The organism is Proteinivorax tanatarense, assembly GCF_040267685.1.
Lineage (GTDB): Bacteria > Bacillota > Proteinivoracia > Proteinivoracales > Proteinivoracaceae > Proteinivorax > Proteinivorax tanatarense.
Window position 1 is genome coordinate 2,527,656 of the sequence record NZ_CP158367.1, and the last position, 25,173, is coordinate 2,552,828.

17 protein-coding genes and 1 CRISPR repeat array are annotated in these 25,173 nt (G+C 37.4%); of the genes, 4 read left to right on the forward strand and 13 right to left on the reverse strand.

The annotated features are described in order from the left end of the window. Positions 1 to 21: 21 nt before the first annotated feature. Positions 22 to 2,796 carry an FAD-dependent oxidoreductase gene (locus PRVXT_RS12405; RefSeq protein ID WP_350343182.1) on the reverse strand — a complete coding sequence of 925 codons (2,775 nt, stop codon included), beginning with the start codon at positions 2,794 to 2,796 and terminating at the stop codon, positions 22 to 24. A 402-nt stretch (positions 2,797 to 3,198) separates the two neighbouring features. On the opposite strand from PRVXT_RS12405, the gene PRVXT_RS12410 reads away from it, so the two are divergent. From PRVXT_RS12410 to msrA, 4 genes are all read left to right on the forward strand, one after another. After that, positions 3,199 to 4,176, forward strand: a complete 978-nt coding sequence (locus PRVXT_RS12410) for a helix-turn-helix domain-containing protein (protein ID WP_350343183.1) — start codon at positions 3,199 to 3,201, stop codon at positions 4,174 to 4,176. Between the two features lie 12 nt (positions 4,177 to 4,188). Then, entirely contained in the window at positions 4,189 to 5,379 is a 1,191-nt protein-coding gene (locus tag PRVXT_RS12415) for an FAD-dependent oxidoreductase (RefSeq protein WP_350343184.1), read from the forward strand. Positions 5,380 to 6,188: 809 nt separating this feature from the next. After that, positions 6,189 to 6,632, forward strand: a complete 444-nt coding sequence (gene aac(6') / locus PRVXT_RS12420; RefSeq protein WP_350343185.1) for an aminoglycoside 6'-N-acetyltransferase — start codon at positions 6,189 to 6,191, stop codon at positions 6,630 to 6,632. A gap of 134 nt (positions 6,633 to 6,766) precedes the next feature. Next, positions 6,767 to 7,336, forward strand: a complete 570-nt coding sequence (msrA, locus tag PRVXT_RS12425) for a peptide-methionine (S)-S-oxide reductase MsrA (RefSeq protein ID WP_434064296.1) — start codon at positions 6,767 to 6,769, stop codon at positions 7,334 to 7,336. Positions 7,337 to 7,722: 386 nt separating this feature from the next. Here the strand turns inward: msrA and PRVXT_RS12430 are convergent, their stop codons facing one another. The 12 genes from PRVXT_RS12430 to cas3 all read right to left on the reverse strand — a co-directional run bounded on the left by PRVXT_RS12430 (position 7,723) and on the right by cas3 (position 23,931). Further along, entirely contained in the window at positions 7,723 to 8,142 is a 420-nt protein-coding gene (locus PRVXT_RS12430; protein WP_350345161.1) for a phosphotransferase, read from the reverse strand. Positions 8,143 to 8,375: 233 nt separating this feature from the next. Further along, positions 8,376 to 8,915: a GNAT family N-acetyltransferase gene (locus tag PRVXT_RS12435; protein ID WP_350343186.1), complete on the reverse strand. Its 540-nt coding sequence runs from the start codon at positions 8,913 to 8,915 to the stop codon at positions 8,376 to 8,378. 520 nt (positions 8,916 to 9,435) lie between these two features. Next, complete coding sequence (locus tag PRVXT_RS12440) at positions 9,436 to 10,026, reverse strand: class I SAM-dependent methyltransferase (protein ID WP_350343187.1); 591 nt, start codon at positions 10,024 to 10,026, stop codon at positions 9,436 to 9,438. A 587-nt stretch (positions 10,027 to 10,613) separates the two neighbouring features. Then, positions 10,614 to 11,045 carry a GDP-mannose 4,6-dehydratase gene (locus PRVXT_RS12445; protein ID WP_350345162.1) on the reverse strand — a complete coding sequence of 144 codons (432 nt, stop codon included), beginning with the start codon at positions 11,043 to 11,045 and terminating at the stop codon, positions 10,614 to 10,616. 380 nt (positions 11,046 to 11,425) lie between these two features. Further along, a CRISPR array of direct repeats spans positions 11,426 to 14,566; the repeat unit is 28 nt; unit sequence GGATCACCCCCGCTTGCGCGGGAAAGAC. Positions 14,567 to 14,589: 23 nt separating this feature from the next. Then, a complete protein-coding gene (gene cas2e, locus PRVXT_RS12450; protein WP_350343188.1) occupies positions 14,590 to 15,492 on the reverse strand; it encodes a type I-E CRISPR-associated endoribonuclease Cas2e in 903 nt (300 codons plus the stop codon). Between the two features lie 2 nt (positions 15,493 to 15,494). Next, positions 15,495 to 16,436, reverse strand: a complete 942-nt coding sequence (gene cas1e, locus PRVXT_RS12455) for a type I-E CRISPR-associated endonuclease Cas1e (protein WP_350343189.1) — start codon at positions 16,434 to 16,436, stop codon at positions 15,495 to 15,497. Positions 16,437 to 16,439: 3 nt separating this feature from the next. Then, positions 16,440 to 17,075 carry a type I-E CRISPR-associated protein Cas6/Cse3/CasE gene (cas6e, locus tag PRVXT_RS12460; RefSeq protein ID WP_350343190.1) on the reverse strand — a complete coding sequence of 212 codons (636 nt, stop codon included), beginning with the start codon at positions 17,073 to 17,075 and terminating at the stop codon, positions 16,440 to 16,442. A 1-nt stretch (position 17,076) separates the two neighbouring features. Further along, entirely contained in the window at positions 17,077 to 17,796 is a 720-nt protein-coding gene (gene cas5e / locus PRVXT_RS12465; RefSeq protein ID WP_350343191.1) for a type I-E CRISPR-associated protein Cas5/CasD, read from the reverse strand. A gap of 1 nt (position 17,797) precedes the next feature. After that, positions 17,798 to 18,883, reverse strand: a complete 1,086-nt coding sequence (gene cas7e, locus PRVXT_RS12470; protein WP_350343192.1) for a type I-E CRISPR-associated protein Cas7/Cse4/CasC — start codon at positions 18,881 to 18,883, stop codon at positions 17,798 to 17,800. After that, positions 18,876 to 19,487: a type I-E CRISPR-associated protein Cse2/CasB gene (gene casB / locus PRVXT_RS12475; RefSeq protein ID WP_350343193.1), complete on the reverse strand. Its 612-nt coding sequence runs from the start codon at positions 19,485 to 19,487 to the stop codon at positions 18,876 to 18,878. Before casB ends, cas7e begins: the two co-directional genes overlap by 8 nt. 18 nt (positions 19,488 to 19,505) lie before the next feature. Further along, positions 19,506 to 21,188 (reverse strand): type I-E CRISPR-associated protein Cse1/CasA, encoded by a 1,683-nt coding sequence (locus tag PRVXT_RS12480; RefSeq protein WP_350343194.1) that lies wholly within the window; start codon positions 21,186 to 21,188, stop codon positions 19,506 to 19,508. Positions 21,189 to 21,192: 4 nt separating this feature from the next. Beyond that, positions 21,193 to 23,931, reverse strand: coding sequence for a CRISPR-associated helicase Cas3' (gene cas3, locus PRVXT_RS12485; RefSeq protein ID WP_350345163.1), 2,739 nt, complete (start codon positions 23,929 to 23,931; stop codon positions 21,193 to 21,195). Positions 23,932 to 25,173: the final 1,242 nt, after the last annotated feature.

Consider the following 25,173-nt stretch of genomic DNA (forward strand, 5'->3'; position numbering starts at 1 on the left):
ATGATAAGAAAATCTAATTAACTATCTGGTTTTCGTAAAAGGGTTTATTTTATTTAAAGCAATTTTAGCTTTTCTAGAGACTGCTTTTTTGATTACTTTTTTAGGTAAATCATCAATTTCGTAGCCAATAACATCGTGAACCCTTTCTAAGTCGATTGCATCAAACTTACATCTTAAGGTACAGGCACCACAACCAACACATAAGTATTCGTCTACTTTGGTTGCGCCACAGCCTAAACATCTAGCTGTCTCCTTTTCTATTTCCTCTTCTGTGAAAACTCCTCTCAAATCTTTAAAAGTAGTTTTAGAAACCTCTCCATCTATATGCTTGATTCTTTGACGCTCAGTTCCGTCGTAATCTATTAAATCCGCTAGATTTTCCTTATCAAGCGCTATATATGAGTGGGTATCCCTTCCAAACACTAAAGATTGGCCATTTTGAACAAATCTGTGGATAGAAACAGCAGCTTCCTTTCCAGCAGCTATGGCATCAATTGCAAGCCTTGGTCCACTAACAACGTCTCCACCTGAGAAAATATCGTTCTTTGAAGACTGTAATGTTATAGGATCAACTTTTATAGTGTTTCTATTAGTTAAAGTAACATCTTCACCTTTTAATAAATTGCCATAATCAAAGTTTTGCCCTACTGACATTAAAACATAGTCACAAGGAACTACCTTCTTATCAGATTCGTCAAACTTAGGGTTAAAGTTTCCATTCTGATCAAATGTTGATATACAGCGTTTAAACTCAACTGCCTTTACCTTGCCATTTTTCGTTATGATTTTAGAGGGTCCCCATGAGTTGTTAATTCCTACCTGCTCTTCTAAAGCTTCCTCCACTTCCTCTTTATGAGCTGGCATGTTGTCTCTATCTTCAAGACAGTATATATCAGTTTCAAGAACATTTTTTAGCCTAACTGAACTCCTAGCCACATCAATAGCAACATTACCACCACCAATTACTACTACCTTACCTTGGACTTTGGTTTCTTCACCTAAGTTAAGTGTTTTAAGGAACTTAACTCCACTAAGTACTTCCTTTGATTCTTCTCCCTCTAAGCCCAGTTTCCTACCTGACTGAGCGCCAATAGCTACATAAAAAGCATTAAAACCTTGATTTCTAAGTTCCTCAATAGTAAGATCTTTTCCTACTTCTACTCCCGTTTTAAATTTCACGCCCATTTTTCTAATCACGTCAATCTCTGCTTCTATAACGTCTTTTTCTAACCTGTATGAAGGAATACCTAAACTTAACATACCACCTAGCTTTTCCTCTTTTTCAAAAACTGTGATGTCGTATCCATCAATAGCAAGGTCATAAGCACATGTAAGCCCTGATGGTCCAGAACCGATAATTGCAATCTTCTTGTCCCCATAGTTATGTCTTTTTGTAGGGATGTATCTAGTCTCCGTATCTAAATCCTTCTGAGCAATAAACTTTTTGATATCATCAACAGCTACTGCTTCATCTAAATCACCACGGGTACAGTCTTCCTCACAAAGTCTTGGACATATACGTCCACATACTGCTGGAAGTGGATTATGTTTCTTTATAAGCTCAAGAGCATCAGTGTACTTTCCTTGTGATGCTAACTTAATATAGCCTTGAACTGGAATATGAGCAGGACAGCTTGTAATACAAGGGGATGTGCCAGAATCTAAAGTGTTTTTCCGATTTTCTCTGTAGTCGGTGTTCCATTTGTCTTCTAACCATTCAGTGTCTCTTGGAGTAACTTTTGTAATGGTTTCGTCTATTGGATTTTCTGAGCATAGCTTTTGACCAAGCCTTAATGCGTTAGTTGGACATACATCAATACACTCCCCGCAAGCCACGCAGTTTGATTCGTCCACTACAGATTTATAATTAGACCTTACAATATCATTGTTTAAGTACTCATTTGCCAGTCTCATGGCAAAGCATCCACATCCACAACAGTTACATATAGCGTGAGTGTGACCAGGTCCGTCCAAATTAGGAATAGAGTGCATTAATCCATTATCTTCCGCCCTTTTAATAATTTCAAAGGCTTCTTCCCTTGTTATTTCTCGACCACGGCCAGTTTTTATGTAATATTCTGCGGCGTGGTCTAGCTGGATACACATTTCTTCTTTTAAGTGTCCACAACCTTCTCCCATAGCCTCTCTAGATGTTCTACATGAACAGTCTGATACTGTAAAAACGCTAGCTTCATTTAAATACTTAGATAGTTCTTCAAAAGATGCTCTTCTTGTATTGGCATCAATAGATCTTTCAATAGGTATTACTCTCATAGGGCCTCCACCAATAGGCATAATTCCTGCCGCCATTGGCCCCCTTTTACTGCCGAAGTAATAAAAAGCTTCAGCAACTTCAGGGTGTTTTTCAACGATTTCCTTGTTATTGTTAATCGTTTCTAGATGGCCGGGAACAAAAATATCCTGCCAATACATATCTACTCCATCAACAGTATTAACAAAGGCAACACCAGCCCAAGCAATATGATCTAGTGCAGCTTTGACTTTTTCATAAGGTTCTCCCGCTGCTTTTGCAACATCGTCAGCGCTAAGCTTTTTCCTAAATTCTAAGTGCATTGCGATTTTAGCCTGATAAGAGTCTAAAAGCGGTTCAAGAGCATAATACTCTGGTCCAAATGGTATAGCTTCTCTACTTGTTCCAGCTTTGGTTCTTCCTATTTTATTGGCAAGATCAAGAATCTCTTGCCTATACGGGCGGCCATCAACATCTGCCCATGTTAAAGCAAAATTAAAGCGCTTAGACTTATTAAAGTTTGTTTTTTCATTTTTTTTAGCCATTTTTTAATCTCCTCCCTTTTTTAACCCAGTTTTACCCATTGTCCTATGCCCCTTTTCCCCTACTCCTAGCTTTAAGTTGATTATAGCAATACCGAAAACTCCCCGGCAAGAAAGGCTTATCTAATAAATCAAGGGATATTTTACTTTACATTTGTGTTTACACTTAGATTCATTTCGCCAACAGCTTAATTTTTTGATAATAATTTGATTATTACATAGATATTGTAAACAAAAACCTAAAGTAAAATATTTTTCTTTTGGAGAAAACATAATAGAAAAACCTATAGCTTAGGTAAAAATCAAAATATTGTAAACCCATCGTATGTATGTTAAAATTTTAACATACATTAAAGCTTTGCGATTATACATTTTTAGTACGTTTAGGTGGGGGCCGGGGGCGCTATGGATAAACAGTTAAAGTTTGAAATAATTATCGAAGGGCAAAAATATGGTGTCACTGCAACCTGTAAAAAGCATAACATCTCAAGGACACTTTATTACCGTTGGTTAAAACGATATAAAACCCATGGCATTGAAGGCTTAGGTAAGATAGAAAAGAACTTCACTCCGGTTAATAAAACTAAACCAGAAATAGTTTCTACTATTTTAAATCTAATAAAAAAACACCCAAAGTTTGGGCCAAGGGAAATCAAATATTTTTTAGAAGAGATAGGCTATGATATAAGCGAATCTGCTGTGTATAATGTTATGAATAGAAATAATCTAACAAGAAGGGCTAAAAGACTCAAATTTGCAAATAAGTCAGAGAAAAAGGCAAACAGGAATTACCCCGACTTTGAAAGGATAAAAAGTGGTGAATGTTGGTTGTGTTGGACAACATTCTGTGGAGAGTTTGAAGCTTTAGGCTCAATATATGCTTACACTATATTTGATTACAAAAGTAAAATTGCTTGTACTAGGCTATACAATCAGCTGTCTATGAAAAATTTTGAAGACATTCTAACAGGCTTGGCAATCCCTGTTGCTCAGAGCTTGGGGGCCGAGTGTAAACATTTGTGCTTTTTTGATAATGACATCATAGAAAAACAAAAAGGTTCTCTCTTGTCTTACACCACTGTTCAACATTTCGGATATGATATAAATGTTCATATGTTAAAAGAAAGCGATGATTTAACTGAAGCTAACGAATTAAGAAAAGAATATACTCATCAGTGTTTATCGTTTCTAATGCCTCTTATTTATAAAGGAGTATCGTTTAATAAACTTAAAATTGATCTGCAAAGTTATATCAGAGATTACAACATTAAAAACAAATTATCGTATAACGGTGAGTTTTACTCACCTGTTGAGTACCATGCTAAGTCAACAAATGCTGAAGTGATTTTGCCCCTATGGGCTTATATAGAAAGACAATATTAAGAGGTGATAAAGATGCGCTATGCCATAATAGGAGCAGGGTTCAGTGGCATGTTAGCAGCTTATCTTTTAGAAAAAAAAGGTGCAGATGTCACTGTATATGAAAAACAAGAATATATAGGTGGCCACTGTAGAACCATTGTTAATAAATATATGTACATTGAGCTTGCTACCGTATTTTGCTTTTCTCAACATATCAAAGAGCTTTTAATAGAACTAGATGTGGGATATACTGAGCGGTTTACTTACAGAAATTTTTTAGATGAGAATTTTTCCAAAGTTGAACATATGCCCAGAGATAGGGTAGAAGTACTGATGGAGGAGCTAATAAAATTAAATGATATATTGAAAAGTTATCGGCCTTACTTAAATGATGTTAATTATGGGTATATCCCTGAAGATCTTACGGTATCCTTGCATGAATTTCTTACAAAGAACAAGTTAAATAATATTAGTGAAGTAATAGCTCCCCATCTCTCGTCATTTGGTTTTGGAAGTATATACGAGATTCAAGCATACTATGCTTTTCATATCTTTGATATGGATACTATTTACTCATTTATTCAGAGTAATAAGCTTTTATTTGTAGACAAGGGAATGTCTGAGGTAATACATAAGCTGAGTCAGAATATATCAGATATTCGCTATTCAATCGAGGTAATAAATATCGAAAGATTAGATGACAAAGTCAAGGTTGAATCGGAATATGGCTCTGATTTATATGACAAGGTTCTTATTACAACTAAGTTGCCTGATGGTGTGATAAAAGATGATTTATACAACCAAGCAATGAATAAGATTGATACAAATCCATATATCACCTGTGCTTATGAGGTAGATAGTAGAAATGTTGTCACAACATATTATAAGGCCAATTTAGGGAAAAAAAGAAAAATCCAGTTTTTCCATACCTTTAACCATAATAACAAAAATATATTGGTTGCTTATGCCTACGGTTATGTCAATAAAGAACTGGTCAACAGCATTACCCATGATATTGAAAATTCAGGTATCCAGGTGAAGCACTTAATTACAGCGAAACAATGGCATATATTTCCACACTTAAAAGAGCAGAACTTAACTCAGAGCTTTTATAAGGACATCCTAGACAGACAAAAAACGAGCAATATATGCCTTATCGGTTCATTAGTTTCAAAGCCGTCAATTTCAAATTTATATGCTTCTATTAAGCAGTTTATAGGTTGAATAATATAGTATGGTGCCCCTGCTTACAACTGACTGTTGAATTACCCTCGAGTTTTCTGAAGTTGGGGTCTTTAACCTGCGATAAAAAAGATGTTCCAATCATCAAGAATCGATGATCGGAACATCTTTTTGACATAATAGTAATCCTGCCTCTCACCTAACTGCCGTTCTATGTTCTCCAAGACCACCTTCCATCTTCCATGCTCTTCGTTGTTCACTTCTTTCTCTATTATTTTAAGTATATCATAAGCTATAAGGTCTGCTCTATTCTTTTACATACTTTGTAGCGCGTCTCTCTGTAGGTTATCCCGTCTTGTTCATATCTAATATTACTTATCAACTTACCCGGTTCGCTTGCGGACGCTGATAAGCTGCTGGCAAAAACCACCGCCGTGGTTTATAATCCGTAAATGCTATTTTGAATGTCTTTTTCTTGTTCCCGAAATAAATCTATACCTATATATAACTTAAGTTATTTATTTTTTCAGAAGAAATACTTCCTAAAAAAAATCCAATACAGATATAAAAGCTATAACAAAAGAGCATTAGTGCTCCCTTTGAGTCAGGCCTTTGACGTTTCAATATGACAAAAAACCATTTTCGTAATAATCCTATAATGGCTCCAAGTTAGTAACCTACTTATCCCTTTGGTATAATTAGGAAATACATCTAGTTAAACAATATACTGTTTTTTACATCTTATACACTACTTATTCATATATTAGGAAGGATATATGAAATTAGTTAGGGAATTAATTAAGAGGGAAGGATTAAGCGTGGGAAAAATAATTAAGAGGGGAGGATTAAGCGTGGGAAAAATAATTAAAGTTAATGATCGATCCATAGATAGCGTAACAGAACTAGCCATGAAGCTATGGCCAGACAATGATTATCAAGAGCTAAAAGAAGAATTTGCTAAAATGCTACATACCGATAACAATAAGGTTTTTCTTTACCTAGTTGACGGCAATCCCATAGGTTTTGCTCATTTTTCCATAAGAACTGACTATGTAGAAGGCTCTGATAGCTCTCCAATTGGTTACATCGAAGGAATATATGTTGAAGCCGAATACCGAAGGCAAGAGGTATCAAAAGAGCTGCTAGCAAAGGGGGAGCAATGGGTAAAGGAAAAGGGCTATTCAGAAATTGCTTCATCTTGTGAGTATGACAATACAACAAGCTATCATTTCCACAAGGGAATAGGCTTTAAGGAAGCCAATAGGATTATCTGTTTTATAAAGGATGTTAAGTAGGATAAAAAAATCAGAGGAGATGAAAGGAGAGAGTTGACTACCTAAAAGTCCACCGAGATACTATTTTATAACAGATCCCGATGGTTATGAGATAGAAGTTATTAGAATAAAGTAGAGGAGAAGGAGGAATGTAAATGAAGGGTTCAGGGAATGAAGCTAGATATGAAAGGGCTGTTTTTGCAGGAGGATGTTTTTGGTGTATGGTATCTCCCTTCCATGTTTTTGATGGGATAATAGATGTGGTATCAGGCTATATGGGAGGACATAAAGAAAATCCAACCTATGAAGATGTGAAGTCTCAAACATCAGGTCATTATGAGGTTGTGCAAATTACCTATGACCCAGATAAGATAGACTATGATAAGTTACTAAAGGCTTTTTGGATGCAGATAGATCCAACAGACCCCGATGGTCAGTTCCATGACAGGGGACCATCTTATAGATCTGCTATTTTCTACACCACAGAGGAACAGAAAGAGAAAGCTGAAGCATCAAAAAAAGCTTTAGATGCCTCAGGCAGATTTTCCGATCCAGTTGTAACGGAGATATTACCTGCATCAACCTTCTACAAAGCTGAGGAATATCATCAGGATTACCATGAAAAAAATCCTACCCATTATAAAGAAGATAGGAAAATATCAGGAAGAGATGAGTTTATTAAAAAGCATTGGGGAGAAGAATTCTGGGAGCTATTTAATGAATAAAGACAAGCAGAATTAACAGAAGGAGGCCCAGTAGGTCTCCTTCTGTTAATTCTGCTAGAGCAAAAATTCATTTTCATTACATATATTGAAAAAAAATTTTTGTTACAACTAACTTTTAAAAATAGAGTATAAAACCTTAGTACTACTTACCCTCAACTTTTAGAATTATAAAAAACTTTTTATTATTTCCTAGCTAATTCAAGTGAAATATAATTTTAGTGTTCATTATTTTTTATTGATAGCCTTTCTATTTTTGATTTTCTTTTAACATATTTATTAAAAGCAACCTTCTCTTTTTTATCATGTTGCAAACTTGCATAGTATAATTCTTCATGTATAAAGACTGTAGGTCTGTTTCTAATAAGGGGCCGATAACGATCAATAACTTAAAGAAATTTATTTGCACCACAGCTTTCATACATTTTTAACTTGTTATCTATTTTTTTATTATAACGCTTGTCCCATGGTTCATACTCGTCTAGCACTGGTATTGAGTTAATCTTACAAAGGGATTGACCAGCTGTATATCCCATTTTATACCGTTTTTCTTTTGAGTAATTATTTAAAGCTATATCTGCGTCTTCACCATCTATCCATGTGTAAATTATGTAAGTAAGCTCTTCCTTTAAACAACTGCCAAAAGCAAGGGGTGTTGAAGCACGAATTTTTGGATCCATATTACTTAAGTGTTGGAACTCTTTATGTTTTCGTTCTTTTTCTTTAATATTTGAAATGCGGAGCAGTAGCTTCTTACCTGAATTAGTTGTAACTTTATATTTTTCATCAGCTGACCATCCCTTTTTAATCGGGGTAACCGATTTAAACTATTCGATCCTTCTATGCCATAGGTCCTAAGTTTTTCCCTCATAATTCACCTCCTAAAGTACCTTTTTATTCTGACATAAATTTCTCAGCATTATTTAAATCTTTTGCCATAACACTAGGATTGTGCTCAAGTGCACTCTTATGCAAATACATTGTTATAAGATGTGGATACACTCAGCTTTGCCCTCACACTAACATCATGTAGAGACTTCTTTTAAACCCATTCTTCTCTTAATACACTATAAACTATATGATTAACATAATTTCCATACAGATTTTCTACGTTCCTACAAACTCCCTCTTTGGTAAATCCTAGCCTTTCAGGTATAGCTTGACTCTTGAAATTTTTATCTGCACACCTAATTTCCACTCTCTCTAATCCCAAAGTTATAAAAATATATTCTATAACAGCCCTACATGCTTTTGTCATTATGCCCTTTCCTTGAAATCCTTCTGCTAACCAATACCCAATACTTGTGTTTTTATGATACCAACTTAATTGATGCAATCCAATTATTCCTACAATTTTATCCATATACCATATTCCAGCTTGAAAACCATTATTAGCTCCGTATTGATTCATACTACTCTTAATAAAATTCTTTGTATCTTCAACAGATTTAGTACCATCAACCCATGGTAACCACTCTCGTAGGTGTGTTCTATTGCTATCTATTAAATTAAAAAATTCATCACTATCTTCCATACTTATTAATCTTAATTCTAAGTCTTCATCAATTATATATTTGAACATCTTTATCAACCTTTCTTTCTTATGTATGTATTAACGATATGAATATAATGCCATTACTCAGTTCTCTTTTACCTAAAATAGCAACCCTGAAATGAGTGATCCAATGTTAGATAGCGTCCCTGGGCTTCGCGACGTCTGGCCTACTTCCGATATTACATCTTTTATAAAACATTGGGGTCAGGCTTTTGATATTTCAATATAGGGAATAAGCCGTTTAAAAAACCTTGTTCAGTATGAAAAGAATAAGAAAAGGAGCAGGCTTATAAGTTGGGTGGATGAAAAGTATTGAAATATCAAAAGCCTGACCCCCTTCCTTCTTATATTATTGAGTTGCTATTTCTAATAATTTCTATAGGGCTTTTCCACACAACAACAAAAGTACTTCTAGCCTTTCCAATTGCACATATACCAGCATCAATAGTACTCTAATTTATAATTGAATTTCCTTGTGAGATAGTTTCCCAACACTCCTGCACCTTGCCCTAAGATCTATAAATCTCATATCTGAACTATATTTCTCCTAAGATTTTTTTGTTTTTTTTAATTTCTTTTGGGCATAACTCATATCCTTTTTTATAGCCATAAACACAAAGTAACCATTAATTTCCCATATTATTACACCTCCAAATATAGAAATTAATTTTTTCTTATACCATTTTTTACGTTTGGTAACCATATACATCTTTCCACCCAATTTAAGCCTATTAAAACCTTTCTCTATAAATCCTTTAGGTACTGAAAAATCCTCATGATATGGTGGATTCGATAGTATAGCATCAAAGTAAGACCATTCAATTTCTCTGAATCCATTACTTTGCACAATATTTTCCGTACTAAAACCATTTATCTCCATATTTTTCCTAGCTAATTTTACAGCGTTTGCATCTATATCTGACATGAAAACATTCTCTACACCAACAATGCTTGCACAATAAACTCCAACTACACCATATCCACATCCTAAGTCCAGAACTTTATTTCCATGTTCAAGTTCCAATTTTGATAACATAGCTAAGGTACCTTTATCTATTCTGTTAGGTGAAAATACGTTCTCATCTGTTATAAATTTATATTCATTGCCATTAATTGTTATATTCAATTTCTTATTCATTTAATCTCTCCTTAAATTTTGGAGTTATGTCAGTATAGTAGACAATTTTTCTCGAACAATTTTATGCAACTCTCTTAGCTTTGTCTTCCCACTCTTGAGAGTAATATCGCCTAAGGAGCTATGTATTTTTTTCCATGTTATACCATGACTCTATACAAGCATTATCATAGGGGTTTCCTTTACCGCTAAAGAAGTGAATTAGCCTGTGGTCTCTAATATATTGACTAAATTCACTGCTTGTGTATTGGCTTCCTAGATCACTATGAAGAATTAGACCCTTGAAGGTTTCTGAATCTTAAAGGCATTGTCTAAGACTTTTATAGCCAATGTAGTATTTATGTTTGTAGACATAGAGTACCTAACTATCTTTCTACTGTTAGGATCCATCACAGAAGCAAGGTATCACTAGTCATCTTTAATTGTGTGAATGTAAGGGTGGACTAAAGGAATTTCACCTTCTAAAAATTTATTTTCAATACTTCTTTATATGATATAATATCCCTGCCAGAAAGTAAATAACCCTCAAAATGGGTGAAATTCTCATGCACAAAATAATAGATTTATTTCCTCTATCTCTATTAACTTTTTTATGCTTTATGCAGTATTTTACAATTGTCGGTAATTTTTTTCTCCCAATCCCATGCTGTTTTTATAATATCACTCAAGCTATCAAATTGTGGTTTCCAATTAAGTTTATTAATTGCTTTTTGATTATCTGCAATTACTTTATCCACATCCCCTTCTCTTTGTCCTGTTATCATTACTGGTACTTTTTTACCCGTAACCTCTTCACTAACATTTACAACCTCTAAAACCGAATATCCTCTTCCGTATCCCAAATTAAATATATCACTTGTTTTATTTTTAATTAAATATTCCAAAGCTTTTATATGTGCTGACACTAAGTCTGATACATGTATGTAATCTCGAATACAAGTACCATCATGAGTCAAATAGTTTGTCCCATAAATCTTTAGATTATCATATTTACCATTTAGTACCTTTAGTGTTCTTGTTATTAGGTATTAAAACATTGGGGTCAGGCTTTTGATATTTCAATATAGGGAATAAACCATTAAAAGAACCTACCCAAAATTTGGGGTAGGTTCTTTTAATCATCCTTGTTCAGCAGATTATTGATCCTTAAATTTGCTTATTCTCTTTTCATTTCCCTTGCTAATTCAGATAATTCATCACTAGCTTCGGATACTTCTTGTATAAAGGTGAACTAAGACTCCATGTTAGCAGATACTTCTCGGTGCTTGCCGCGTTCTCCTCCGATACAGCAACAAACCCTTTGCCACTCTCACCCACCTTATAAGTTGGGTGGGTGAAAAGTATTGAAATATCAAAAGCCTGACCCCCTTCCTTCTATGAGGTAACAAAATATTCCTGCCTAAGATCACCCCCGCTTGCGCGGGAAAGACAGATCAAATTAGAGCATCAGAAGAATTCCAAGAGGATCACCCCCGCTTGCGCGGGAAAGACATACACCGAATCCTAAAGTATGACTTAACCATGGGATCACCCCCGCTTGCGCGGGAAAGACTTTAGGGGCGTTTCTGTTCCCGCGTTGTTATAGGGATCACCCCCGCTTGCGCGGGAAAGACTTGACTGATGTATTGAGCATTGTTTTAGCGTTGGGATCACCCCCGCTTGCGCGGGAAAGACCCATTTCTCCTGTAGAATACCATTTGTAAATCAGGATCACCCCCGCTTGCGCGGGAATGACTCAAAACAGCTTGCCCTTCTGGCATACTTTCAAGGATCACCCCCGCTTGCGCGGGAAAGACCCCTCTCACCGAGATTGTTGAAATTGTTACTAGGGATCACCCCCGCTTGCGCGGGAAAGACAGATTGTTTCATCTCTGCGTCTAGGGAGTACAGGGATCACCCCCGCTTGCGCGGGAAAGACCAGAAAAAGCTTTTGAAATGATGCCATATTTTGGGATCACCCCCGCTTGCGCGGGAAAGACATAGGCGAAACCTTCATTATTAGCTTGTATGTAGGATCACCCCCGCTTGCGCGGGAAAGACCGAGCATGTAGGAGGGCGGGGAACCCCTGTTTAGGATCACCCCCGCTTGCGCGGGAAAGACTAAATTCCTTTATGATAACAAATTGACCCGGCAGGATCACCCCCGCTTGCGCGGGAAAGACCTTGATACAGCTTTTGATAGTTTTGAAAGGGAGGGATCACCCCCGCTTGCGCGGGAAAGACCAGCCGCAAAAGCATAACAGGAATGTCACTAGGGGATCACCCCCGCTTGCGCGGGAAAGACTGACCCTAGCTTGGGGAAACAATGCAAATCAAAGGATCACCCCCGCTTGCGCGGGAAAGACATCCAATGAACACATCAAGGATTCCTATGATTAGGATCACCCCCGCTTGCGCGGGAAAGACGTCTACAAAGTTTACAGTTGTTGTAGCTTCACAGGATCACCCCCGCTTGCGCGGGAAAGACCCTTTAAATGAAACCATTCCATTTTCATCAATAGGATCACCCCCGCTTGCGCGGGAAAGACTTTCTACCAAAAAATCATAGAATAGGCTTGATGGGATCACCCCCGCTTGCGCGGGAAAGACGGCGTCATTGCTAACGTTGATTTTCCGCATGAGGGATCACCCCCGCTTGCGCGGGAAAGACGTAGGACTGTAATAAGAACCACGTCAAACAAAGGGATCACCCCCGCTTGCGCGGGAAAGACTGTATATAAGTCTCGCCATTTCCTCTGTGGCTAGGATCACCCCCGCTTGCGCGGGAAAGACACTCCCCGAAGCGGCAAAACAACAGCAGGAGTAGGATCACCCCCGCTTGCGCGGGAAAGACTCTGTGACTTGGAAATTTTCGGGGATAGTGATGGGATCACCCCCGCTTGCGCGGGAAAGACTGTCATCCCACGAAAACCACTTTTCTCCGTCTGGGATCACCCCCGCTTGCGCGGGAAAGACTATCATTTCATCTACAATATCTCGAATCTCCCAGGATCACCCCCGCTTGCGCGGGAAAGACTGTTGAGCTTCTTGCACTTGCTGATTACTGCCAGGATCACCCCCGCTTGCGCGGGAAAGACTGCATCCTGATTCAAATATTGAATTTGTACTTAGGATCACCCCCGCTTGCGCGGGAAAGACGATGAGGTTGGCAAACTAGCAGAGAGCTTTGTAGGATCACCCCCGCTTGCGCGGGAAAGACAATATTTGACACACAAGAAGAGCATGAACGAGCAGGATCACCCCCGCTTGCGCGGGAAAGACAGCACAAAAGAAAATAAGTGCAAGACAAGCTAAGGATCACCCCCGCTTGCGCGGGAAAGACAACGATGGCCCATTTAAGGACCAAATGAAACAGGGATCACCCCCGCTTGCGCGGGAAAGACGTACATGACATTTAGCAGCGACTATCTATTTGCGGATCACCCCCGCTTGCGCGGGAAAGACCAGGTTTCCCTCCTTTCAGCCTGGGTCATTTTAGGATCACCCCCGCTTGCGCGGGAAAGACTTTTCCAGCCGACTTCTATAATGCCTATATCCAGGATCACCCCCGCTTGCGCGGGAAAGACTGCGCCAACTGTCGCAGGATTGAAAAAGTATTAGGATCACCCCCGCTTGCGCGGGAAAGACCAGAACAGATGGTTACAAATCAAGGGGATGTAGGGATCACCCCCGCTTGCGCGGGAAAGACTAGCGGCATAGGAGTTATACAAAATGCCTGGTAGGATCACCCCCGCTTGCGCGGGAAAGACAGAAGCAATAGTTAAAAGGATATACTCTTTATAGGATCACCCCCGCTTGCGCGGGAAAGACTGTCATACCTTCTACGTCTGCCTGTGCTGCTTGGGATCACCCCCGCTTGCGCGGGAAAGACATACAAATTCAAAAGTACCTTTCAGCCAATTAGGGATCACCCCCGCTTGCGCGGGAAAGACAGAGAAAAGTAATATTCCCAAAGGAGTATTAAAGGATCACCCCCGCTTGCGCGGGAAAGACCGACATTTTAATTAACAAAGGTTTGGAAAGTTGGGATCACCCCCGCTTGCGCGGGAAAGACAAAATTAAAGGGGTGATAGTATGTTAGAGTTTAGGATCACCCCCGCTTGCGCGGGAAAGACTCTCATTCATTTTTGCGACAAATTTCGACTTTTAGGATCACCCCCGCTTGCGCGGGAAAGACTCAGTTCCTGGGGCCAATCTAAAATCAAACTCAGGATCACCCCCGCTTGCGCGGGAAAGACGGTAGCTGCAACGAACAAGGCCATATATCACAGGGATCACCCCCGCTTGCGCGGGAAAGACGCTGCTGGTGCTACCGGTGCTGCTATGTTTGCAGGATCACCCCCGCTTGCGCGGGAAAGACTAAGACAAAAAGACAGCGGTTTTCAGCTTGTCAGGATCACCCCCGCTTGCGCGGGAAAGACAACGCTTACTTCCTTTATCGAACAAGAGTTTTAGGATCACCCCCGCTTGCGCGGGAAAGACTTAAGCCATGAAGCATGACCAGAAGCACCAGCGGGATCACCCCCGCTTGCGCGGGAAAGACACTTAAAGATCCCTTTAATAATCCTATTCTTTATTTATTATTTTTAAAAATTTGTTCACTTTGGTCGATAATTGATAAATAAGTTTGGCATCTGCTAAAGCTCTGTGAGGTACTCTATCCCCTATTTTATAAGCTGATAAAACAGTATCTAATTTATAATTTTTAAGATTTATTTTTTCTCTTTTGACAAATTTATTCAAATCAAAAACCTTATTAGTTAGGATTTGCATGTTTGATTCACTTAATGTCCTATTTAAAAAGCGAAGATCAAAATCTACTTCAAATCCAACTAAATCGAAGTCCTCTATAAAATCAATAAATTCCTTTAATCCTCGCTCCATTGATATACCTTCTTTTTCTAACAACTTCTGAGTTATGCCGGTAAGTTTGGTAATTTCTGCTGGTATATTTTTTTCGTATTCGATCAGTCGCTGAAAGTGCGAAATTTTATCACCTTCAGCTTTAACTGCCCCAATTTCAATGATTTGATTTTCTTTATAATTCAACCCATCCGTCTCTATATCAATTACTACATAATTAAGACTTTCTATTGGACCCTTTGCTTTTGGAGCAAATTTCTTTGCTTTCCGAAATTTTGCCGCATTACTATATCCCTTCTTATGTTCATTTTCTTCTATAACCTGATTTATTTTAGGTAATGCTACTAGTGGGATGCCATCATATTCAACAACTTGTCGCTGAGCATTTAACGTTTCAAAATGATACCCTATTTCATTTTGAATGGCATAGCTCATTGTCGCTTCACCAGTACTAGAACTTTGAACAACTCGCTCCCAAAGTTGTGCGCGAATTTTCGTATTAAAGTTTCCTACATAAACACCTGTTGCAATCTCTTGCATCCATTTGCTTAAGTCACCCCGAAGTGAAGGCGGAACCTTTTTCAAAGTGATTACAGTAAGTGGCATCGTTAAGTCACCTCTTTATAACTGACTCCATGTTTAACAAGTTCCTCTTTATCATCCCATAGATTAATAGTATCTATTGTTATTTCTTCATCAACCTTTACATCCATAAGATGTTGCAAATCCTTAACTATAGTTTTTATAATTTTCCCATCGACAAAAGCATCACGGACTCTTAATCGAGTTTTCCGCCCAATATCATCATCTGGTTGAGAAGTTGCTGCCACTTCAAAAGCAATAGGTATGGTAATGTCCGCCTTGTAAAGATCTGCTACATCATAAACAAATGACAAGTCGTGTCCGGTATGTATATAACCAAGACCAGCTGACATGCCTAAAGCTACTATAACGCTATAAACTAATCCATATAAAGAAACATGAGCCGCTGATAATGCTTGATTAACTGGTGACCCTGATTCAAAGTCATCAGGGTCATACTCTCTTTTATCCCATTTTACATTATGAAGTTTAGATTGAGTGCGATAAATTTTTCTTATTCTAGCACCTTCTCGCCCTCGTAACTGTTGCATAGTCAGACTTGATACGTCCTCCTTAGGAAATCGCACTTGGTACATTTTTCGAGCGACATCAAGTCTTGACCGTGTATTAGAAACTAATTTAGCTTGTTTTACTAATAATTTACTAGAATGAGCAAGTGCTCTCCCATGAGCATAATGTCTAACACCTCGTTCACCAACCCATACCATACTTGTTCCCGTATCCCCAATCAATTCTACTGCTCGGTGGGTAATATCCGTTCCAGGACCTAAAAGAAGTACGCCTACCATGGCAGCTGGAATGCGGATAAAACCACGACTATCAGCAACAGTAATTGCACTGTCCTGTCGATTAATCTTTGCATGTTCAACGTAAATAAAAGTTACTCGATCCCCTATTCTTGGTAATTCGTTAAGTACTGCTTTTTTAGCTCCACTTTGCTTTTTCATAGACTACACCTCTGGAATAACAGTCATCATGCCAAATCCATATGCTTTTTTCTTGCCAAACCCCTTTGTTAATGTACTTCTAAAAATCTCCACATCGCCAATTGTCAGTACACCTTCATATGTCGCCTTACTTAACCGTAGACTTTTTTTATGTGATCTTTTTAAAATTTCAAAACTTCTATCTGAAATATAGAAATTTCCTTCATCTAAAGTAAACCCATTTTTTTCTCCTCGTGCTAGTAAATAATTTAGTTGATCCTGTTCTGATATGCATGGCAAGACACGACCTCTCTTATTTAAACCATTAGACAATGAAATAGTTGGATTGAGGGTTGTCTTAAATCGCGCTTTCATACCATTTTCCAACTTGTTTAAGAAACTATCATATGGTTTTGTGCGGGCGCTATCTTCAATACCATATGTTTCTAATAAATGTAGGTCAGGCTTGTTTTCACTTACAATTAATAAATATTGCTTTCCACCTAATTGATCGATTCGCCACAACTTTCTAGATCTGATTTCAGTGGAAATTTCATTTGGAAAGCTTTTTTCCACCCAATTATGATAGGCTCCCAAATGTGTCAAGTCTCGTATTTTCCGACGATTATTCGTATCAATTTCTACCCGGGATAAATACATGTTAACCTCCTATCGAGTCAAAGGCGTTGTGTTCTTCCATATTGTCTAAACTCGTTTCATTATTGGTATTGACAGATATTTCAATTCTCCTTTCTCCTCTATAACCAAACTCACGGCTTCTTTGAGAAAATGATTTAACTCTATCATGCCGCATTCCAGTGGAACCTTCTGTTAATAAGTCTGAATCTACATAGGCTGTCAGGGTGCTTGAGTTTGATCTTTGATACCAGTTTGCCGCTTGCCAATCTATTTTTTTTAGGCTCTCCTCTATGTCAGTTTTGGTACTCCCTAAAAAGAAGTCTGCTGCTAAAGGTGCAGATCTTCTCCCCAAAAATTGTTGAAAATAAGGACGCTTCAAGCCTTCCTCTATCATGTTCATAAATTGATGATTTTTATGTCCAACTGCAACAACAAATACCGCATCTTCTAAATAATAGCGATTTGTGACATAAGTACGCTTTAGTTCACCGGTTTTATTGTATTTTTTTGCTATTTGATAGTCCTGCATAGATACTCCAGTTTGATCAATACGTACACCAAAATTTAAATCATTTAGTTTTTGAATGTTTTGAGTTTCCTCTCGACGATACCCTAAGCTTGCTGCAATCATCCCTATAACAGCACTTTTTGAAGGGTAGCGATCCGTTTGTCTTGTCTCAAAGTGGGAAGTCGTTCCCCATGACTGCAATGGGCCAGAAAACTTCAATAAAATGGTTTTCATATTACTCATCCAGTTCTTCAGTAAATAATTTGTTTACTCGTACAGCAAAGCTATCTAGTAGATCTCTTAAACTCTCTTCTTCGAAGCCGTCTTCTGATAACTTGTCAAACTTATCTACTGCAATGTAGAGTGTAAATTCCGGTTTGTCTGCAAATTTTTCAACTTTCCTTAGTTCATCAAATAGCTTTTTAATCGACTCTGAGACGTTTCCACATGAAGAATTCACCGGTTTTTCAAAAGCAGTAATTAGGTTAACTGGCCGATCAGTGCGCAGGCTTACTACTAAAGCTTGAGGTAAGGTTTGGTTAGCATAAGAATTTATCTTCCCAGTTGGCAGTGAATTAGAGAAGGATTCGATAAATAATTTTAAGGTATTCAAAACAGCCTCTTTACTATCAAGTTGTTTTATCAATTCATGAACAGCTACGTTCCCATAACGATACAATGTTGAAGAGTTGAATTCTAGTGTGCCTAACATCCCTGCTCCCGCATTATCCTCCGGCGCTAAATCGTCTAATGCTGTATAAAAATCAAATTCAGTTTGAACTGCGTGTGTAGAAATCGCATGAGCAATCTGAGAAGAAGCATCTTCATTTAATGTAGGATCGTCTGCTACCATTCGCCCAAATAAAGCAATATCAATTGCTGGATTATCTTTTAGAATTTGTTGCAACTCTTTTTTATCTTCATTTCCATTGATAGCAGCTTCTGCCAATTTTTTAGCCTGCGTGTCCCCAAGGAAGAATAGAGCCTTAGCTCGTTGATCTTTTGTCTTAATTTTGGCTGCATTCAAAACTTTTTCAGCTAGGTTCATAGCCTCCTCATTATCCATAGAAGAATCAATTGCTTGGATTTTTTCTGCTACATATTTTACTATTTCTAAAGTTCGAATACCGACATTGGTTTCTGCACTATTATCATGAAAATAAGTGCGCATAGCCCTTTTCCACGATTGCGAACTTACTCGTGCCCTACGCACGCCTCCATATTGAGCAGTTTTAGGACTTCCAGTGTCGTCCCGATTAATATTTGAAGGCGGCACTGTTTGGATGGCATGAATATCTAAAAATAAACGTTGATTAGTCATTGCTCTCATCTCCTTTTTCTGTATTTTCTAGCTTACTATAAAAGGCTTTTGCCCAACTTAATCGCACATTTTCCTCTTGATTTCTTAAATACCAAAATAAGTCATTTGCTAATCTTGCATAAACTATTTTTTCATTTTGTTTTTTGGCCTTTAAAATTCTAACAAGTTGTCTAAGATGATGAATTAATTCTTCAAAAGTAGTGGATGTTATCATTGTATTGAATCTGCTATCGATAGCTATGGTATCTTCTCCATTTCTTAGTGCTTTTAATGATATACCGATATTGTTCCACTTTTCTTTTTCAGTTCTTTTGTTGACATTTACACTTTGTCCTTGCTGATGTAAGGCATAAATTTGCAAGGTCGTTAAAATCGCTTTTTCTTCGCTAGTCAACTTACCATTTTTACTCAAAAAATGCTCTGGCATTTGTTCAAATACGATCGGCCATACATCAATCGTTTCACTGAGTGGCCGACCTATAGAATTTCGCAAGTTAGCTAAGGCGGCTTTACCAGAGCTATAATCACGAATTTCTTCTAACCGCCCGAGTATTCTTCCAGTAACGGTAAAAACATTGTCTTTGTCTAAAACGTGCTCTTTCATTGGAATCCTCCTTTTCTTCTATTGTTTATTTAGAAAATATTTAAATTTATTGTATGCTGTAATAATATTTGCCCCCTTATTTTCTTGATCTTCAGATTTTATGCCTATATAATCTCTGTATGTTGCATTTTCCAAAACCTTTTCCGCGTGGTTATCCACTATTTTATCTAGAGAATTGTACCATTGAGAAATTTTCTCTCTTTTAGAATCAGTCGGCTTTATTGAAGAGAGCCATTCCCTAAACGGTTGATCAATTGCATAGTATAAATCTTCCACCCCCCTATTAACAAACTGATGATTTGAATCAAGCTTTCTAATATTTCGAACATCTACCAAAAACCTTCGATAAGTCCCCCCAATAACCTCTTTTGTACGGTCAACCGCTTCATTAATTCGTATTAACCAGCCATCATCTGCTGAATCCGTTAATACTAAGTCATTGATCTTTAAAGAGTCGTAAATTTCATCTACAGGCAGCCAGGATATTGGCTTTCCATCATGTTTCATGCTGACAGATTCTATAGTCATATCAAAGTTATTTATGCTCTCGCTGATATTATCTATCCAATTAATAATGCTTGGACGCTCTTGATCTTCTTTGTAGGAATTCGGTAGGGTAATTAACCCAAAAGATCTCCACACGGACTGTTCCGCTTGATGTTTTCTTGGTGTATGTTTGCCCTTGTTTTCGCCACTTTTATTGTAGCGCCAAATGGTCATCGGTTCTAAAAACTGATCCTGGTGGTCAATATCTGTCAACTTTACAGTATTAAAAGAAAAAGCTTTGCTTATATCTGTTTCAGGGTCAATATAGATTGCTCTGCTCCAATTTGTATATAATTCAGCAATATTATTTACCTTGTTAATTGAAAAAGAACGATCAACTATATCTTGACTGCTGTATTCCCAACATGGTTTTTGTTTATATCCTATGTATTCGCTTTTAGGATGGACAAGTACAAGGTTTAATAATAAAGTTTCGCATAAATTGTTACCTTTTAAAAAGACTCCTCCAATATCAAACAACCATCCTTTAGAAGACTTATATTTTTCTTTTCCGAAGATCGCTTTATCTGACAGTCCCGAATATCCCTGATAAGTTACCAACCAACGAGCAATTTCAGGTGCAGTCAATATCTCTTTGTTTGAACTATGCTTAGGTGAAAATAAAGCTATTTTATTTTTATTTCCACTTTCTGAAACTAAACGGTTTATCGTTTTGCCGGAAACGAAACTTGCCTTTTTTCTACTGATTTTATCTGGTGCAATGACTGCTTCTGTCACTTGATAAAATGGAAGTTTATCATCAAACAGATAAAAGCGATCATGCCAAATATTTAAATATTGATAAATGATATCTGCAAATTCTTTGTTTTGCCACATTTGATTCCAATTTCTGTATAAATCTTCCGAATAATCTTCTACATCTTCTTCATCTATAGTGGAAATTTGCCGCAAACGATCATCTATTTTAAAATAATGATAGGGCTGGCCATCTGCATCAAATCTAGAAAACACAGTATGCAAAATAGCTAATAACACTCGAAGAACAGCAAAGTTCTGAGTTGGCGAATCACCGGCTAGATCTTTGTATTGATTGGCATTTTCAAATAAATCGATTAGAGAAACTTCTTTTGTAGTCCCTTTTTCATCCGTCAAAACAGATATCCAAGGTTCTTCAATCAAATTAAACTTTCCCATTTTCTCACTCCTTCTCGTAAGTTAGACCATACTTAGTATCATAAGTTAACAAATAGCCATTTAAACGATATTGATTATGTTCATCAAACACTATTCCAAGTGACCCTCGCAGCCATAAATGATCCTGCCAGTCTTTAAGGTGTCTTAAATTTTCGGTTTCTAAATCCTTAATTGTTGTATCAATTTTTGGGGGAGAGCTTAAAGCATATGGCAACCTTAGAGTCTGCTGAGCAATTTCTTTTGAAGTTTCAAGGTTATCTATTTGGCTAGATAGGTTTACTCCTTTTCCAAATATCCCATAGCCATTCTCGGTTTTCTTAAGAGCAATAACTTCAATCGTTTCATTACTATCGCGAACTTGCGCATAAGCGCGCTCCTCCCCTTGATCTGCTACACTTAAATTTAACCATCCAATTAAAGTTTTTTTGCGACTTGTTTTTTGAGCAGGGCGATCAATTCTAAATTTTTTAGCTTTCAGCTCTTTCTTTTTAAGCAAATCTTCGCTATCTTGCTTCATCTTGTTATATTTGTCTTGCAATTCTGTTTGAAGCTCTATTTCACCACTTCCGTACACTTTTTGTACCAAAGGAGATATGTCATTGGGCAGCATTAAGGAATTACTTAAAAAATACTGCGTTCGAGCTAACAAATATCCACCATATACATGTTTTGCCCCTTCCTCAAATTCTAATTGTTCACTAGCCCCTATTATATATAAACAGGGTTTTTCGTGGTATGTCGGGCGAATAATTTTATGACGGTGAAGTCTCCCAACGCGTTGGAGTAAAAGATCCATTGGTGCAAGGTCACTGATTAAAACATCAAAGTCTATATCTAAGGACTGCTCAATTACTTGAGTACCTATAATAATCTTTTGCTTCGGACGTTCTGCTCCTTTTCCAATCATATTTATAAGATTATTTTCTTTTTTCACTCGGTCTTGCGCAATAAAATTCGAATGCAACAATTCAACTTTATCATCACCATACTTAGCAACACAGTATTTAGCCAATTTTTGCGCTCTCTTTACGGTATTGACGATAATCCCAATAATTCCATTATGCTCACTTAGAGCATCAATTAATTGATAGAAATCTTCCTCAGCAACTTTTTCCACTGTCACTACTTGGTTTTCGGTTTTTTCAAAATCTAAGACCTGTTTGACTTGATCGCCGTCCGTATACGTAATCAAAGGGTATGCATCCGTTTGAAATACTTTTTCTTGATTTTGATTTTTATTTACTCTACTTCCTTTCCCCCGGATATAACTATCAATTAACTTTTTTCTCATATCAGCAGCTAATGTAGCAGATAAGACGATAACGGGTACGCCATAAGCTCCCATCCACTGTAATGCCCTCTGTAAATACTGCCCCATATACACATCGTAGGAATGAACTTCATCAATAACCACTATCTTTTTGGAAAAACCTAGGTGTCTTAAAGATAAATGTTTTTGTTTTAAAGCAAGCAACAAGAATTGGTCAACTGTCCCTACTACAAAATCATCTAAAGCTGTTGTTTTTCTCCCTGAAAACCACTCATTTACGAAAACACTGCCATTTTCTTCAGCATCTATATTTATATTTCTTGCCAAACTAGTGAACTCTTCATTTAATGCCGCTTTTCCATGTGCTAAGCGAATGGGCAAATTATCGCCAAGTTCTTCTTGAATGCTTTTCAACCATACATTTATTCTTGGGAAGATGCCGTTAGATGTTGCTTGCGTGGGTAAGCCAAAAAAAAGCCCACTGCGACCAGTTTTTCTCGCTAACTGCTCTACTCCAACCAGTGCCGCTTCAGTTTTCCCAATTCCCATTGGGGCCTCCAAAACATAGATTCCAGGATCATCCGATTGCTCAATCACATCTGATAAGGATTGTTGCACATTGCGAGGCTCATCAAAACGAAAGCGCTTAGCGTATAGCTCCTTAGGATCGGAGTAATAGTTCGCTTCCCATTGATAGCTTTTAAACCATTTTTTCCAACCATTTAAAAACCTAGTTTCTTGGTCCTCTACTTCCATGTCATCAATTTCAATAAGGGGAAAGTATTCTTCATTACTTGCAATCCAATCTGCCATAATCAGAAGTCCTGATAAGATGGCTTGACCCGATTGAGACACTTTAGGTAAGTCTTCTGGACTTAAAAACCCTGATGCCTCAAGTGCCCATTGAATCAAATCATCTTGTGAGCTTTTCCATTTTTGGTAAATATTTTTATTTGATGATTCCTCTTGGAAGTAATTTTCTGTATAAGCTGATTGATTTTCATATTGTTTTTTATAATCAACCGGTTTACCATGATGCGCCCCAATAATTGTTCCAATGTCATCACCAAACCCACGCCAAGACAGCATAGCTTGTCCTGCAAGAGCATGCGGACTCTCCTTTGAGGAGGGAAGACAAAACCGAGAAATTCCAATAAAGCCTCCTTTTTCTAACCGTTCTAATAGTCGAAGATCCAATTCATAAGGGAAGCCTTTTTTAATTTGAAAAGCGACACTATTCTTGCCACAATCGTGTACGGCTGCCAAAAATTGAACAAGTTGCTTAGCGATTGCTTCACTTGGTTCACTTAATGAGTCGATAATAAGCTGTCGTTGCCCGTTGTTTAGCCACAACTCCCATAGCCTTTCAGAGACACGAAGGGTATCTTCTAGGTGTTGGTTTAAAGGCAACCAGAAATATCTTCCATACTTTTCACTCTTCTTCGCCCATAAATACGGATTAACAGTTGGTATAAGATCACCTCATTATTTTTATAACTTTTTATAGATAACATATAAGCTTGATAATTACTTAAATTTGTAACGTGATTCAATTTTAAGCTAACCCCTATGTGTTAGGATAGTTGTCGTATAGAAAATAAATGCAATGATGAAGCTACGACACTAAACCTAAAGGAGATAAAACGGAAACTTCAGTCAGTGGGAGTTTTCGTCCTTCTCACACTGATTGTTAGTTGAGTGAATCAGGACATTAGCATCCGTTATCAACATCTGTTGTCGATTTTTTTATCTATTTTAAGGCGGAAGTTTTACGGACGGTTATCTGAGATAAATCCATGTAATTCTATGTAAGTCTAAGTCACAATCACGAAATTGTGTCCAATAAGCTGAGAATTCTCTTTTTTTATCCCCCCCTTTCTTTGGACAAATTAGAAGTTAATTAAAGTAATTCTACACAAGGAAATCTTTTCCTGCCTTATTCTGAGAATATTATAATATAAACTTTTGGCAACATCATGTCACAAAAATATATTTTTTTACGCAGGACATCACTCTAAACTGTGTACAGATTAAAAGTTGACATGATTATGATAGAACCTAAGAAAGTATAGGAAAAAAGGGGTCTAGTGGCGCTTTGGGATCAGGCCTTTGATATTTCAATACAGGGAAATAAACCAATTAAAGAACCTACCCAAAATTTTGGGTAGGTTCTTTAATCATCCTTAGTCAGTAGACAGACGTTTTCTACATGTGTTGAATTGACAACGTCAACAAATTAAAAGGGATAGTTTTGGCTAATATTTACTTTAGTAAAAGGGTCACTTAGTGTCCAGTTGACTTTGAGTTGAATTGGGCGTGTTATATTTTTTATAAAACTGAGTATAGCTCTGCTGGATTCCCTGCATAGTCTAAAATAAAGATGTTTGGCCAGTTTCAACAAAGAGGTGACATAAATATCCATAGAACAACATGCATATAGGTTAAAGATGTAAGAACAAGCAAAAACCGGGGCAGGCTTCTGATATTCTGATTCTCCTTTTAAAGTACTCTAAACTAGAACGGAGTATAAAAGTTGATAGATACTTGCTTGATGAAAAGAAAGTTTACTCAAAACTACAAGACCTACAAGAAGAAGTAGTTATCACTATCAATGATGCGGATGCAGACATCTACAGTATTATTAATGTTGTTTGTGAGAAGGCCAGGGGTGAGAAAAGACGATATAAGTAAAAAGACTAAAAAGCCTATTTATGT